This window comes from Escherichia sp. MOD1-EC4550, assembly GCF_963876935.1.
GTDB lineage: Bacteria > Pseudomonadota > Gammaproteobacteria > Enterobacterales > Enterobacteriaceae > Escherichia > Escherichia coli_F.
In genome coordinates, this window is record NZ_CAWNSE010000053.1 from 194,874 (window position 1) to 210,857 (window position 15,984).

Annotated in this window: 10 protein-coding genes; 9 read left to right on the top strand and 1 reads right to left on the bottom strand. The window is 51.3% G+C overall.

Annotation, left to right across the window (positions count from 1 at the left end; all coding sequences use genetic code 11):
- The first annotated feature begins 114 nt into the window (after window positions 1-114).
- From asd to AACU19_RS23000, 9 genes are all read left to right on the top strand, one after another.
- Complete coding sequence (gene asd / locus AACU19_RS22955; RefSeq protein ID WP_000799946.1) at window positions 115-1,218, top strand: aspartate-semialdehyde dehydrogenase; 1,104 nt, start codon at window positions 115-117, stop codon at window positions 1,216-1,218.
- A 272-nt stretch (window positions 1,219-1,490) separates the two neighbouring features.
- Complete coding sequence (gene glgB, locus AACU19_RS22965; protein WP_001283722.1) at window positions 1,491-3,677, top strand: 1,4-alpha-glucan branching enzyme; 2,187 nt, start codon at window positions 1,491-1,493, stop codon at window positions 3,675-3,677.
- Entirely contained in the window at window positions 3,674-5,647 is a 1,974-nt protein-coding gene (gene glgX / locus AACU19_RS22970) for a glycogen debranching protein GlgX (protein WP_103253582.1), read from the top strand. The genes glgB and glgX overlap by 4 nt, the downstream gene beginning before the upstream one ends.
- A 17-nt stretch (window positions 5,648-5,664) precedes the next feature.
- Window positions 5,665-6,960, top strand: a complete 1,296-nt coding sequence (gene glgC / locus AACU19_RS22975; protein WP_000253975.1) for a glucose-1-phosphate adenylyltransferase — start codon at window positions 5,665-5,667, stop codon at window positions 6,958-6,960.
- Entirely contained in the window at window positions 6,960-8,393 is a 1,434-nt protein-coding gene (glgA, locus tag AACU19_RS22980; protein WP_001197646.1) for a glycogen synthase GlgA, read from the top strand. The genes glgC and glgA overlap by 1 nt, the downstream gene beginning before the upstream one ends.
- Before the next feature lie 18 nt (window positions 8,394-8,411).
- Window positions 8,412-10,859 (top strand): glycogen phosphorylase, encoded by a 2,448-nt coding sequence (glgP, locus tag AACU19_RS22985; protein WP_000993449.1) that lies wholly within the window; start codon window positions 8,412-8,414, stop codon window positions 10,857-10,859.
- A 126-nt stretch (window positions 10,860-10,985) separates the two neighbouring features.
- Window positions 10,986-12,494: a PstS family phosphate ABC transporter substrate-binding protein gene (locus tag AACU19_RS22990; protein WP_123057647.1), complete on the top strand. Its 1,509-nt coding sequence runs from the start codon at window positions 10,986-10,988 to the stop codon at window positions 12,492-12,494.
- A 25-nt stretch (window positions 12,495-12,519) separates the two neighbouring features.
- Window positions 12,520-13,512 (top strand): PstS family phosphate ABC transporter substrate-binding protein, encoded by a 993-nt coding sequence (locus tag AACU19_RS22995; protein ID WP_105278597.1) that lies wholly within the window; start codon window positions 12,520-12,522, stop codon window positions 13,510-13,512.
- Window positions 13,512-14,114 (top strand): hypothetical protein, encoded by a 603-nt coding sequence (locus tag AACU19_RS23000; protein ID WP_123057645.1) that lies wholly within the window; start codon window positions 13,512-13,514, stop codon window positions 14,112-14,114. Before AACU19_RS22995 ends, AACU19_RS23000 begins: the two co-directional genes overlap by 1 nt.
- 212 nt (window positions 14,115-14,326) lie before the next feature.
- Here the strand turns inward: AACU19_RS23000 and glpD are convergent, their stop codons facing one another.
- On the bottom strand, window positions 14,327-15,832 hold the full coding sequence (gene glpD / locus AACU19_RS23005; RefSeq protein WP_000448118.1) for a glycerol-3-phosphate dehydrogenase: 1,506 nt from the start codon (window positions 15,830-15,832) through the stop codon (window positions 14,327-14,329).
- Between the last annotated feature and the right edge of the window lie 152 nt (window positions 15,833-15,984).

A 15,984-nucleotide genomic window follows, 5' to 3' on the forward strand; every position in this document is an offset into this window, starting at 1 on the left:
CTATCATTGATTAATTTCACTTGCGACTTTGGCTGCTTTTTGTATGGTGAAAGATGTGCCACGAGGAGACCGGCACATTTATACAGCACACATCTTTGCAGGAAAAAAACGCTTATGAAAAATGTTGGTTTTATCGGCTGGCGCGGTATGGTCGGCTCCGTTCTCATGCAACGCATGGTTGAAGAGCGCGACTTCGACGCCATTCGCCCTGTCTTCTTTTCTACTTCTCAGCTTGGTCAGGCTGCGCCGTCTTTTGGCGGAACCACTGACACACTTCAGGATGCCTTTGATCTGGAGGCGCTAAAGGCCCTCGATATCATTGTGACCTGTCAGGGCGGCGATTATACCAACGAAATCTATCCAAAGCTTCGTGAAAGCGGATGGCAAGGTTACTGGATTGACGCAGCATCATCTCTGCGCATGAAAGATGACGCCATCATCATTCTTGACCCCGTCAATCAGGACGTTATTACCGACGGATTAAATAATGGCATCAGGACTTTTGTTGGCGGTAACTGTACCGTAAGCCTGATGTTGATGTCGTTGGGTGGTTTATTCGCCAATGATCTTGTTGATTGGGTATCCGTTGCAACCTACCAGGCCGCTTCCGGCGGTGGTGCGCGACATATGCGTGAGTTATTAACCCAGATGGGCCATCTGTATGGCCATGTGGCAGATGAACTCGCGACCCCGTCCTCAGCTATTCTCGATATCGAACGCAAAGTCACAACTTTAACCCGTAGCGGTGAGCTGCCGGTGGATAACTTTGGCGTGCCGCTGGCGGGTAGCCTGATTCCGTGGATCGACAAACAGCTCGATAACGGTCAGAGCCGCGAAGAGTGGAAAGGGCAGGCGGAAACCAACAAGATCCTCAACACATCTTCCGTAATTCCGGTAGATGGTTTATGTGTGCGTGTCGGGGCATTGCGCTGCCACAGCCAGGCATTCACTATTAAATTGAAAAAAGATGTGTCTATTCCGACCGTGGAAGAACTGCTGGCTGCGCACAATCCGTGGGCGAAAGTCGTTCCGAACGATCGGGAAATCACTATGCGTGAGCTAACCCCAGCTGCCGTTACCGGCACGCTGACCACGCCGGTAGGCCGTCTGCGTAAGCTGAATATGGGGCCGGAGTTCCTGTCAGCCTTTACCGTGGGCGACCAGCTGCTGTGGGGGGCCGCGGAGCCGCTGCGTCGGATGCTTCGTCAACTGGCGTAATCTTTATTCATTAAATCTGGGGCGCGTTGCCGCCCCTGTTAGTGCGTAATACAGGAGTAAGCGCAGATGTTTCATGATTTACCGGGAGTTAAATAGAGCATTGGCTATTCTTTAAGGGTGGCGGAATACAAGAGTATTTACAGCCTTACCTGAAGTGAGGACGACGCAGAGAGGATGCACAGAGTGCTGCGCCGTTCAGGTCAAAAAAATGTCACAACCAGAAGTCAAAAATTCAGTTGGATGGGGTGACACAATAAAACAGGAAGACAAGCATGTCCGATCGTATCGATAGAGACGTGATTAACGCGCTAATTGCAGGCCATTTTGCGGATCCTTTTTCTGTACTGGGAATGCATAAAACCACCGCGGGACTGGAAGTCCGTGCCCTTTTACCCGACGCTACCGATGTGTGGGTGATTGAACCGAAAACCGGGCGCAAACTCGCAAAACTGGAGTGTCTCGACTCCCGTGGATTCTTTAGCGGTGTCATTCCGCGACGTAAGAATTTTTTCCGCTATCAGTTGGCTGTTGTCTGGCATGGTCAGCAAAACCTGATAGATGATCCTTACCGTTTTGGTCCGCTAATCCAGGAAATGGATGCCTGGCTATTATCTGAAGGTACGCATCTGCGCCCATATGAAACCTTAGGCGCGCATGCAGATACTATGGATGGCGTCACGGGTACGCGTTTTTCTGTCTGGGCTCCAAACGCCCGCCGGGTCTCGGTAGTCGGTCAATTCAACTACTGGGACGGTCGCCGTCACCCGATGCGCCTGCGTAAAGAGAGCGGCATCTGGGAACTGTTTATCCCTGGGGCGCACAACGGTCAGCTCTATAAATACGAGATGATTGATGCCAATGGCAACTTGCGTCTGAAGTCCGACCCTTATGCCTTCGAAGCGCAAATGCGCCCGGAAACCGCGTCTCTTATTTGCGGGCTGCCGGAAAAGGTTGTGCAGACTGAAGAGCGCAAAAAGGCGAATCAGTTTGATGCGCCAATCTCTATTTATGAAGTTCACCTGGGCTCCTGGCGTCGCCACACCGACAACAATTTCTGGTTGAGCTACCGCGAGCTGGCCGATCAACTGGTGCCTTATGCTAAATGGATGGGCTTTACCCACCTCGAACTGCTGCCCATTAACGAGCATCCGTTCGATGGCAGTTGGGGTTATCAGCCAACCGGCCTGTATGCACCGACCCGCCGTTTTGGTACCCGCGACGACTTCCGTTATTTCATTGATGCCGCACACGCAGCTGGTCTGAACGTGATTCTCGACTGGGTACCAGGCCACTTCCCGACCGATGACTTTGCGCTTGCCGAATTTGATGGCACGAACTTGTATGAACACAGCGATCCGCGCGAAGGCTATCATCAGGACTGGAATACGCTGATCTACAACTATGGTCGCCGTGAAGTCAGTAACTTCCTTGTCGGTAACGCGCTTTACTGGATCGAACGTTTTGGTATTGATGCGCTGCGCGTCGATGCGGTGGCGTCAATGATTTATCGTGACTACAGCCGTAAAGAGGGGGAGTGGATCCCGAACGAATTTGGCGGGCGCGAGAATCTTGAAGCGATTGAATTCTTGCGTAATACCAACCGTATTCTTGGTGAGCAGGTTTCCGGAGCGGTGACAATGGCGGAAGAGTCTACCGATTTCCCTGGCGTTTCTCGTCCGCAGGACATGGGCGGTCTGGGCTTCTGGTACAAGTGGAATCTCGGCTGGATGCATGACACCCTGGACTATATGAAGCTCGACCCGATTTATCGTCAGTATCATCACGGTAAGCTCACCTTCGGGATGCTCTACAACTACACTGAAAATTTCGTCCTGCCGTTGTCGCATGATGAAGTGGTCCACGGTAAAAAATCGATTCTCGATAGGATGCCAGGCGACGCATGGCAGAAATTCGCTAACTTGCGCGCGTACTATGGCTGGATGTGGGCATTCCCGGGCAAGAAACTGCTGTTCATGGGGAACGAATTTGCCCAGGGCCGCGAGTGGAACCATGACGCCAGCCTCGACTGGCATCTGTTGGAAGGCGGCGATAACTGGCACCACGGTGTCCAGCGTCTGGTGCGCGATCTGAACCTCACCTACCGCCACCATAAAGCGATGCATGAACTGGATTTTGACCCGTACGGTTTTGAATGGCTGGTGGTGGATGACAAAGAACGCTCGGTGCTGATCTTTGTGCGTCGCGATAAAGAGGGTAACGAAATCATCGTTGCCAGTAACTTTACTCCGGTACCGCGTCATGATTATCGCTTTGGCATTAACCAGCCGGGTAAATGGCGTGAGATCCTCAATACCGATTCCATGCACTATCACGGCAGTAATGCAGGCAATGGCGGCACGGTACACAGCGATGAGATTGCCAGCCATGGTCGTCAGCATTCACTGAGCCTGACGCTACCACCGCTGGCCACTATCTGGCTGGTTCGGGAGGCAGAATGACACAACTCGCCATTGGCAAACCCGCACCCCTCGGCGCGCATTACGACGGTCAGGGCGTCAACTTCACACTTTTCTCCGCTCATGCCGAGCGGGTAGAACTGTGTATCTTTGACGCCAATGGCCAGGAACATCGCTATGACTTGCCAGGGCACAGTGGCGACATTTGGCACGGTTATCTGCCGGATGCGCGCCCGGGTTTGCGTTATGGTTATCGCGTTCATGGCCCCTGGCGACCCGCCGAGGGACATCGCTTTAACCCGGCGAAGTTGTTGATTGATCCTTGCGCGCGGCAAATTGACGGGGAGTTTAAAGATAACCCGCTGCTGCACGCAGGTCATAATGAACCTGACTATCGCGACAACGCCGCCATTGCGCCGAAATGTGTAGTGGTGGTTGATCACTATGACTGGGAGGATGATGCCCCGCCGCGCACGCCGTGGGGCAGCACTATCATTTATGAAGCCCATGTCAAAGGATTAACGTATCTGCACCCGGAGATCCCCGTCGATATCCGCGGCACTTATAAAGCCCTGGGGCATCCGGTGATGATCAACTATTTGAAACAGTTGGGCATTACTGCGCTGGAGTTGCTGCCGGTGGCACAATTTGCCAGCGAACCACGCCTGCAACGTATGGGGTTAAGTAACTACTGGGGCTATAACCCGGTAGCGATGTTTGCGCTGCATCCGGCGTATGCCTGCTCGCCAGAAACGGCGCTGAATGAGTTTCGCGATGCAATCAAAGCACTGCATAAAGCGGGTATCGAAGTCATTCTTGATATCGTGCTTAACCATAGTGCGGAACTGGACCTCGACGGTCCGTTATTCTCTCTGCGTGGGATCGACAACCGTAGCTATTATTGGATAAGAGAAGACGGTGATTATCACAATTGGACAGGCTGTGGCAACACGCTCAATTTGAGTCATCCGGCGGTGGTGGATTATGCCAGCGCCTGCCTGCGTTATTGGGTAGAAACCTGCCACGTCGATGGTTTCCGTTTTGATCTGGCGGCAGTCATGGGCCGTACGCCTGAGTTCCGTCAGGATGCTCCGTTGTTTACCGCAATTCAGAACTGCCCGGTGCTCTCGCAGGTGAAGTTAATTGCCGAACCGTGGGATATTGCGCCTGGTGGTTATCAGGTGGGAAATTTCCCGCCATTGTTTGCTGAGTGGAACGATCATTTCCGTGATGCTGCCCGTCGTTTCTGGCTGCATTATGATTTGCCTCTGGGGGCGTTTGCCGGGCGTTTTGCTGCCTCCAGCGATGTTTTTAAACGTAATGGTCGTCTGCCGAGTGCCGCGATTAATCTCGTCACCGCGCATGACGGTTTTACGCTTCGCGACTGCGTTTGCTTCAACCATAAACACAATGAAGCAAACGGAGAAGAAAATCGCGACGGGACCAACAACAATCACAGTAACAATCATGGTAAAGAAGGATTAGGCGGTACTCTTGACCTGGTTGAACGGCGGCGCGACAGCATTCACGCCCTGTTAACAACGTTGTTGCTCTCCCAGGGTACGCCGATGTTACTGGCCGGTGACGAACATGGTCATAGCCAGCATGGCAATAACAATGCCTACTGTCAGGATAATCAATTAACCTGGTTGGACTGGTCGCAGGCAAGCAGTGGTTTAACCGCATTTACCGCCGCGTTAATCCATCTGCGCAAGCGCATTCCCGCTTTGGTGGAGAATCGCTGGTGGGAAGAAGGCGACGGCAATGTCCGTTGGCTAAATCGATATGCTCAACCTTTAAGCACGGATGAGTGGCAAAACGGGCCGAAACAGCTGCAAATTCTGCTCTCGGATCGCTTTTTGATCGCAATTAACGCCACGCTTGAGGTAACAGAGATTGTTTTACCTGCTGGGGAGTGGCACGCCATTCCCCCATTCGCTGGAGAGGATAACCCAGTGATTACGGCTGTCTGGCAGGGACCTGCACACGGATTGTGTGTGTTCCAGAGATGATAAAAAAGGAGTTAGTCATGGTTAGTTTAGAGAAGAACGATCACTTAATGTTGGCGCGCCAGCTGCCATTGAAATCTGTTGCCCTGATACTGGCGGGAGGACGTGGTACCCGCCTGAAGGATTTAACCAATAAGCGAGCAAAACCGGCCGTACACTTCGGCGGTAAGTTCCGCATTATCGACTTTGCACTGTCTAACTGCATCAACTCCGGGATCCGTCGTATGGGCGTGATCACCCAGTACCAGTCCCATACTCTGGTGCAGCACATTCAGCGCGGCTGGTCATTCTTCAATGAAGAAATGAACGAGTTTGTCGATCTGTTGCCAGCGCAGCAGAGAATGAAAGGGGAAAACTGGTATCGCGGCACCGCAGATGCGGTCACGCAAAACCTCGACATTATTCGCCGTTACAAAGCGGAATATGTGGTGATCCTGGCGGGCGACCATATCTACAAGCAAGACTACTCGCGTATGCTTATCGACCACGTCGAAAAAGGCGCACGTTGCACCGTCGCTTGTATGCCTGTACCGATTGAAGAAGCCTCCGCATTTGGCGTTATGGCGGTTGATGAGAACGATAAAATTATCGAATTCGTTGAAAAACCCGCTAACCCGCCGTCAATGCCGAACGATCCGAGCAAATCTCTGGCGAGCATGGGTATCTACGTCTTTGACGCCGACTATCTGTATGAACTGCTGGAAGAAGACGATCGCGATGAGAACTCCAGCCACGACTTTGGTAAAGATTTGATTCCCAAAATCACCGAAGCCGGTCTGGCCTATGCGCACCCGTTCCCGCTCTCTTGCGTACAATCCGACCCGGATGCCGAGCCGTACTGGCGCGATGTGGGTACGCTTGAAGCTTACTGGAAAGCGAACCTCGATCTGGCCTCAGTGGTGCCGGAACTGGATATGTACGATCGCAATTGGCCAATTCGCACCTACAATGAATCATTACCGCCAGCGAAATTCGTGCAAGATCGCTCCGGTAGCCACGGGATGACCCTTAACTCACTGGTTTCCGGCGGTTGTGTGATCTCCGGTTCGGTGGTGGTGCAGTCCGTTCTGTTCTCGCGCGTTCGCGTGAATTCATTCTGCAACATTGATTCCGCCGTATTGTTACCGGAAGTATGGGTAGGTCGCTCGTGCCGTCTGCGCCGCTGCGTCATTGATCGTGCTTGTGTTATTCCGGAAGGCATGGTGATTGGTGAAAACGCAGAGGAAGATGCACGTCGTTTCTATCGTTCAGAAGAAGGCATCGTGCTGGTAACGCGCGAAATGCTACGGAAGTTAGGGCATAAACAGGAGCGATAATGCAGGTTTTACATGTATGTTCAGAGATGTTCCCGCTGCTTAAAACCGGCGGTCTGGCTGATGTTATTGGGGCATTACCCGCAGCACAAATCGCAGACGGCGTTGACGCTCGCGTACTGTTGCCTGCATTTCCCGATATTCGCCGTGGCGTAACCGATGCGCAGGTGGTATCTCGCCGTGATACCTTCGCAGGGCATATCACGCTGTTGTTCGGCCATTACAACGGGGTTGGCATTTACCTGATTGACGCGCCGCATCTCTATGATCGTCCGGGAAGCCCGTATCACGATACCAACTTATTTGCCTACACTGACAACGTATTGCGTTTTGCGCTGTTGGGGTGGGTTGGGGCAGAAATGGCCAGCGGGCTTGACCCATTCTGGCGCCCTGATGTGGTGCATGCGCACGACTGGCATGCGGGCCTTGCGCCTGCGTATCTGGCGGCGCGCGGGCGTCCGGCGAAGTCGGTGTTTACTGTGCACAACCTGGCCTATCAAGGCATGTTTTATGCACATCACATGAATGACATCCAATTGCCATGGTCATTCTTTAATATTCATGGGCTGGAATTCAACGGACAAATCTCTTTCCTGAAGGCTGGTCTGTACTATGCCGATCATATTACGGCGGTCAGCCCGACCTACGCTCGCGAGATCACCGAACCGCAGTTTGCCTACGGTATGGAAGGTCTGTTGCAACAGCGTCACCGTGAAGGGCGTCTTTCCGGCGTACTAAACGGCGTGGATGAAAAAATCTGGAGTCCAGAGACGGACTTACTGTTGGCCTCGCGTTACACCCGCGATACGTTGGAAGATAAAGCGGAGAATAAGCGCCAGTTACAAATCGCAATGGGGCTTAAGGTTGACGATAAAGTGCCGCTTTTTGCAGTGGTGAGCCGTCTGACCAGCCAGAAAGGTCTCGACCTGGTGCTGGAAGCCTTACCAGGCCTTCTGGAGCAGGGCGGACAGCTGGCGCTACTCGGCGCGGGTGATCCGGTGTTGCAGGAAGGTTTCCTTGCCGCGGCCGCGGAATATCCCGGACAAGTGGGCGTTCAGATTGGCTATCACGAAGCATTTTCGCATCGCATTATGGGCGGCGCGGACGTCATTCTGGTGCCCAGCCGTTTTGAACCGTGCGGCTTAACGCAACTTTATGGATTGAAGTACGGTACGTTGCCGTTAGTGCGGCGCACCGGTGGGCTTGCTGATACGGTTTCTGACTGTTCTCTTGAGAACCTTGCAGATGGCGTCGCCAGTGGGTTTGTCTTTGAAGATAGTAATGCCTGGTCGCTGTTACGGGCTATTCGACGTGCTTTTGTACTGTGGTCCCGTCCTTCACTGTGGCGGTTTGTGCAACGTCAGGCTATGGCAATGGATTTTAGCTGGCAGGTCGCGGCGAAGTCGTACCGTGAGCTTTACTATCGCTTGAAATAGTTTTCAGGAAACGCCTATATGAATGCTCCGTTTACATATTCATCGCCCACGCTTAGCGTAGAAGCTCTTAAGCATTCTATCGCTTACAAGCTGATGTTTACGATTGGCAAGGACCCGGTCGTCGCCAATAAACATGAATGGCTGAACGCAACATTATTTGCTGTGCGCGATCGTCTCGTGGAGCGCTGGTTACGTTCAAACCGTGCCCAGTTGTCGCAAGAAACGCGTCAGGTTTACTACCTGTCGATGGAATTTTTGATTGGCCGTACGCTTTCCAACGCCATGTTGTCGCTAGGAATTTACGAAGATGTACAGGGCGCACTGGAAGCGATGGGATTAAATCTCGAAGAGCTGATTGATGAAGAAAATGACCCGGGCCTCGGTAACGGTGGTCTGGGACGTCTGGCGGCTTGCTTCCTCGATTCTCTGGCGACGTTAGGGTTGCCGGGGCGTGGTTACGGTATCCGTTATGACTACGGTATGTTCAAGCAGAACATCGTTAACGGTAGCCAGAAAGAGTCGCCAGACTACTGGCTGGAATACGGTAATCCGTGGGAATTCAAACGCCACAACACGCGCTATAAAGTCCGTTTTGGTGGTCGCATTCAGCAGGAAGGTAAAAAAACGCGCTGGATCGAAACCGAAGAGATTCTGGGAGTGGCTTACGATCAGATTATCCCAGGTTACGACACCGACGCGACCAACACGCTGCGTTTGTGGAGTGCGCAAGCCAGTAGCGAAATTAACCTCGGTAAATTCAACCAGGGTGACTACTTCGCGGCAGTGGAAGATAAAAACCACTCCGAAAACGTATCCCGCGTACTGTATCCGGACGACTCCACCTACTCCGGGCGTGAACTGCGTCTGCGTCAGGAATATTTCCTGGTTTCTTCGACCATCCAGGACATTTTAAGTCGCCATTATCAGTTGCATAAAACCTACGATAACTTGGCGGATAAAATCGCGATTCACCTCAACGACACCCACCCGGTGTTGTCGATTCCTGAGATGATGCGTCTGCTGATTGATGAGCATCAATTTAGCTGGGACGACGCATTTGAAGTGTGTTGTCAGGTCTTCTCCTACACCAACCACACGCTAATGAGCGAGGCGCTGGAAACCTGGCCGGTTGATATGCTGGGTAAAATTCTGCCGCGTCACCTGCAGATCATCTTTGAAATTAACGACTATTTCCTGAAAACCTTACAGGAACAGTATCCGAACGATACCGACCTGCTGGGACGGGCGTCGATCATTGATGAATCCAACGGTCGTCGCGTGCGTATGGCCTGGCTGGCGGTTGTGGTGAGCCACAAGGTTAACGGTGTATCAGAATTACACTCTAACCTGATGGTGCAGTCGCTATTTGCTGATTTTGCGAAAATCTTCCCTGGACGTTTTACCAATGTCACCAATGGTGTGACCCCACGTCGCTGGTTAGCGGTAGCGAACCCATCGCTTTCAGCCGTTCTGGACGAACACCTGGGCCGTAACTGGCGCACCGACCTTAGCCTGCTTAATGAGCTGCAACAACACTGTGATTTCCCAATGGTTAATCACGCGGTGCATCAGGCGAAGCTGGAGAACAAAAAGCGTCTGGCGGAGTATATCGCCCAGCAGCTGAATGTGGTGGTAAATCCGAAAGCGCTGTTCGATGTGCAAATCAAACGTATTCACGAATACAAACGTCAATTGATGAATGTGTTGCACGTGATCACCCGCTATAACCGCATCAAGGCCGACCCGGATGCGAAGTGGGTACCGCGCGTGAATATTTTTGGCGGTAAGGCGGCTTCAGCCTATTACATGGCGAAGCACATTATCCATTTGATCAATGACGTAGCGAAAGTGATCAACAACGATCCACAGATTGGCGACAAGCTGAAAGTCGTGTTCATCCCGAACTACAGCGTTAGCCTGGCACAGTTGATCATTCCGGCGGCCGATCTATCTGAACAGATTTCTCTGGCAGGGACGGAAGCTTCCGGCACCAGTAATATGAAGTTTGCACTTAACGGCGCGCTGACTATCGGTACGCTGGACGGTGCGAACGTCGAGATGCTGGATCATGTCGGTGCTGACAATATCTTTATCTTTGGTAACACTGCGGAAGAAGTTGAAGAACTGCGTCGTCAGGGCTACAAACCGCGTGAATACTACGAGAAAGATGAGGAGCTGCATCAGGTGCTGACGCAAATCGGCAGCGGTGTATTCAGTCCGGAAGATCCGGGTCGTTACCGGGATCTGGTTGATTCGCTGATCAACTTCGGCGATCACTACCAGGTACTGGCGGATTATCGCAGCTATGTCGATTGTCAGGATAAAGTCGACGAACTTTACGAGCTTCAGGAAGAGTGGACCGCAAAAGCGATGCTGAATATTGCCAATATGGGCTACTTCTCTTCTGACCGTACAATCAAAGAGTACGCTGATCATATCTGGCATATTGATCCAGTGAGATTGTAAGTTCACTAAAAAATAGAACGGGGCCAAATCGGTCCCGTTTTTTTTCGCCTTTATTTCGGAGAAGTGTCCAGAGGGGCAAGGGGATTCGGGGGAGTATAATTTCGCCATTCAGAAAGAATGGAAAGAATAATGCAAAACAGAAAATGGATTTTGACCTCGCTGATAATGACTTTTTTCGGCATCCCCATACTGGCGCAATTTTTGGCAGCGGTTATTGCCATGCTGGGGGCCGGGCTTGCCGCTATTCTTGAGGCTTGCAATTTACTCTTTACGCCAACAATTTATCTTCTACTCAACATCTTTATGCTGACGCTGGGGGCGATAATCCTATTTTTCTCTGGTCGCGTGTGGGCCGGTGATAGCGCACCAGAAAACAGAGAAATAGCCGTCTGGCGGCAATGCTTTTTTCTTTTACCTGCACTGTTAACTCTGGTTGGCTGGATAATCACGCTACATCTGGCAGATTATCAATTTCGCCAAATGGGAGCAGGTTGGTTGGCAGAGCTTATGCTCCCCTGGCTGGGAGTTTTGTTAGTCTCATTAGTCGGAGGTGAGTTCTGGTGGATAGTCATTATACCCGTTGGTGCGCATATTAGTTTTTCGCTGGGGTACGGCTGGCCGACCAGATATCCTTTAACCGGCACGTACGGGTTACGTTGCCGTAATTCCCTCCTGTTTATCCTTCTCATGCTTGGTTTTATCGCTGGTTATCAGGCTTATTTATATAAACAGATTAATCCCGGCGTCGGTGTGCGTGAAAATATTGATACCTGGGCCTGGCGACCCGATAAACTCAATAATCAACTGACGCCACTGCGTGGTAAACCGCAAATTCAGTTTACACAAAACTGGCCGCGACTCGATGGTGCTACGGCGGCGTACCCAATTTATGCTTCTGCCTTTTATGCGTTGAGCGTTATACCGGAAGATTTCCACACCTGGGAATACCTGGAGAACTCTCGTACCCCCGATGCATATAACAGGATTGTTAAAGGTGATGCCGATATTATTTTTGTGGCGCAACCTTCCGGTGGGCAGAAAAAACGCGCAGAGGAATCGGGCGTCACTTTGAACTACACTCCTTTCGCCCGTGAAGCATTCGTTTTCATCGTCAATGCGGATAACCCGGTTAATTCCCTGACTGACCAACAGGTGCGTGACATCTTCAGTGGCGCAATTACCAACTGGCGTACTGTTGGCGGTAACGATCAGGAGATCCAGACCTGGCAACGCCCGGAAGACTCTGGCAGCCAGACAGTGATGCAATCGCAGGTCATGAAAAATGTCCGCATGATCTCGCCGCAGGAAACCGAAGTGGCAAGCATGATGGAGGGAATGATTAAAGTTGTTGCCGAATACCGTAATACAAACAACTCAATAGGCTACACCTTCCGCTATTACGCAACACAAATGAACGCTGACAAGAATATCAAATTAGTAGCGATTAACGGTATTGCACCGACTGCGGAAAATATTCGTAACGGCAAATATCCGTATATCGTCGATGCCTTTATGGTAACGCGGGAAAATACTACGTCAGAAACACAAAAACTGGTCGAATGGTTTTTAACGCCGCAGGGGCAGAGTCTGGTGGAAGATGTGGGCTATGTGCCGCTGTATCCAACAATGAAATAACTTTTGAGAGAACGGAATCAGCGCGATGAATAAATTCTCCGGTGTTTTACTATTAGGTACGGCGTTACTGGCGGGATGTGTCGACCGGGAAGGGTACTATAACAGCGTCAGGGAAGAAGAGAGTCATGGACTGACGTCTCTGCGGGGGCAACCTGAATTACGTTACAACGATGATTGGTCAAGATGGCCGAGAGTGTACGGCGCTACAGCCTTATACCCGCTGTATGCCTCCGCGTATTATGAATTAGTACCCGAGCCAAAAGATAAGGATCGAACCTCGCTGGCCTGGCAGGCGTATGGTTTGCAACAAACCCGAACAGCTGAAGCCTACGATAGTCTGATCAAGGGTACCGCGACGGTTATTTTTGTTGCACAACCGTCGGAAGGACAGAAAAAACGTGCAGAAGAAGCTGGCGTTAAACTGAAATATACCGCGTTTGCCCGCGAAGCCTTTGTCTTTATCGTTGATATCAAAAACCCGGTTAATTCACTTAGCGAACAGCAAGTCAAAGACATTTTTAGCGGTAAAGTGAGTCGCTGGAATAAAGTGGGCGGCGGTGACGAAAGTATAAAAGTCTGGCAGCGGCCAGAAGATTCTGGAAGCCAAACGGTTATGAAGGGACTGGTTATGCAAGATACTCCAATGCTGCCAGCCAAAAAATCCACTGTTATCGATCTTATGGGCGGTTTAATTACCGAAGTCGCCGACTACCAAAATACACCATCTTCTATTGGATACACCTTCCACTATTACGTCACACGTATGAATGACAATATGCTCAAAATGCGCAAACAGATCAAACTGCTGGCTATAAATGGCGTTGCACCTACAGAGGAAAATATCCGTAACGGCACTTATCCGTACATAATTGATGCTTATATGGTGACGCACGAAAACCCTACGCTGGAAACGCAGAAATTCGTCGACTGGTTTTTAAGCCCGCAGGGACAGCAATTGGTAGAGGATGTGGGGTATGTGCCGATTCATGACGCATCATACGAATCATCAGTGCAATAATGATGAATAAAATCAGACTTTATATTCCTCCGTTAATTCTTGGTTTTGTTATTGTGCCGTTGTTGGTGTGGCCGACGGTGGTTGCGCTGGCTGCTTCTGTTATCACGCTGAGTTTTCTGGGAGAGATACTGTTCTCTATCCCGCTCATGATCAGGCGTATTTCACTTCTGCAATTACAACTATGGTTATCGGCTGAATATGCGCTTTTCTGCTGTGCAATGGTGGGCGTTGGTTGGCAATTTGCTCGTATAACTCAATCTGAATTGAAAAGCAGACTGCATTGTTGGCTGGTATTTGCACCAGTTTATTTCTGGTTGCTCCTGTGGAATATCATTTTCTATGTCGCGCCAGCGAATATTGCGTTGCTGGAGAATATGCGCAGTTTCTTTCTGACAGTTGTCTGGCTCCCACTGAATTTTTCGCCATTTTGGTCTCAACCGTGGATTGACTTTGTCGGTCCAATAAGCGCACAGCTTGGTTTTGCGTTGGGATATTATTGCCAGTGGCGTAGCAAAAATAGAAGCCAGATACGGAAGTGGAGTGAGTGGGGAACGTGCCTGAGTTTTGTTACGTTGGGTATGATGGCGTGGGCTTTGCGGTAATTCCCTGACTCAAAAAGTAGGTCAGATTGTTGACAAAGTGCGCTTTGTTCATGCCGGATGCGACATGAACGTCTTATTGGCCTACAAGACCATGCAAATTCAATATATTGCATAAGCCACGTAGGCCTGATAAGCGTAGCGCATCAGGCAGTTTTTTGTTTATCATCAGTCTCAGGTCAGATTGAAATCTGACCCGGCCACCTTACGTTAAATTACGACGCCAGCGACAACCTCTGCTGCGTATATTCCCCTAGCCACTGACTCACACGGGATTGTTGCTGCGCATTCAGCCACATGCCTTGTTTTGTACGACGCCACAGGGCATCGTCGGCGCGGCGGACCCATTCGTGGTCGACCAGATATTTCAGCTCTGCTTCGTAAAACTCATGCCCGAAATCCTCCCCAAGATCGCTTACCGCCCCCGCATTGCCGAGCAGCAGCTCGCTGTTGCTGCCGTAAGTGCGCGCGTAGTGACGTGCCAGCGATTCGGTCAGGAACGGATAACGGCGGCGCAAGCGAGCGGCATAATCGTCGCGGTCGCCCTCGATGGCACCACCCGGCAGCACGCTCTCTTTCGTCCACGCCGGGCCAATGCCCTGATAATATGGCGTCAGTTTTTCCAGCGCGTGTTCCGCCAGTTTGCGGTAGGTGGTCAGCTTACCGCCGAATACCGATAACAGCGGAGCTTTGCCGTTTTCATCATGGATATCAAGGGTGTAATCACGGGTAATGGCCTGCGGCGAATCAGATTCATCATCACACAGTGGACGCACGCCGGAGTAGGTCCAGACGATATCATCCCGGCTTAGCGGCTTTTTAAAGTGCGCGTTATACACTTTCAGCAGGTAATTGATTTCACTCTCTTCAATCTTCACCGCTTTCGGATCGCCTTTATACTCCACATCGGTGGTGCCGATAATGGAAAACTCGTCCATCCACGGGATCACGAAGACAATACGTTTATCTTCGTTTTGCAGAATGTAGGCTTGCTTCTGGGTATGCACACGCGGCACGACAATATGGCTGCCTTTGATCAGGCGAATGCCATAAGGTGAGGGTAGATGCATCCCGTCGTCGAAGAACTGCTTCACCCACGGGCCGGTGGCGTTCACGAGGCCGCGCGCTTGCCAGCTATATTTTTTGCCGGTATCGATATCTTCCGCTTCCACAATCCACAGGCCGTTTTCGCGGCGAGCAGAAGTGGCACGAGTACGGGTAAGCACTTCACCGCCTTTACGCACCACCATCTGGGCGTTGGCGAGTACCAGACGCGCATCGTCTACCCAACAGTCGGAATATTCGAATCCGCGCTTAATTTCCGGTTTTAACACTGAATTTGCGCCAAAACGCAAACCGGTAGATCCCGGCAGGCTGGTACGCTTACCCAGATGATCGTACATAAACAGACCAATACGGATCATCCACGCCGGACGCAGATGCGGGCGATGCGGCAGGCGAAAACGCATAGGGAACGCGATATGGGGGGCCATTTTCAGCAACACTTCACGTTCAGCCAGCGCCTCGCTGACCAGACGGAATTCATAGTGCTCAAGGTAGCGCAGGCCACCATGAATGAGTTTTGAACTGGCGGAAGAGGTCGCACAAGCGAGATCCTGCGCCTCCAGCATCAGCACGGATAAACCGCGTCCAGCGGCGTCTGCCGCGATACCAGCACCATTGATGCCGCCACCTATCACAATCAGATCTTTGGTTTCCATGCTGCCCTCATTCACTTTCGTTAAAGCTCATAAATGTTCGTTATCGAACATATTAGCAAAGAATCGCGCTTTGGGTAACATTGAAAAAACATTTTAGAGTGATATGTATAACATTATGGCGTTTATCTGCCGCTTCGACGTAAACTGTGCGG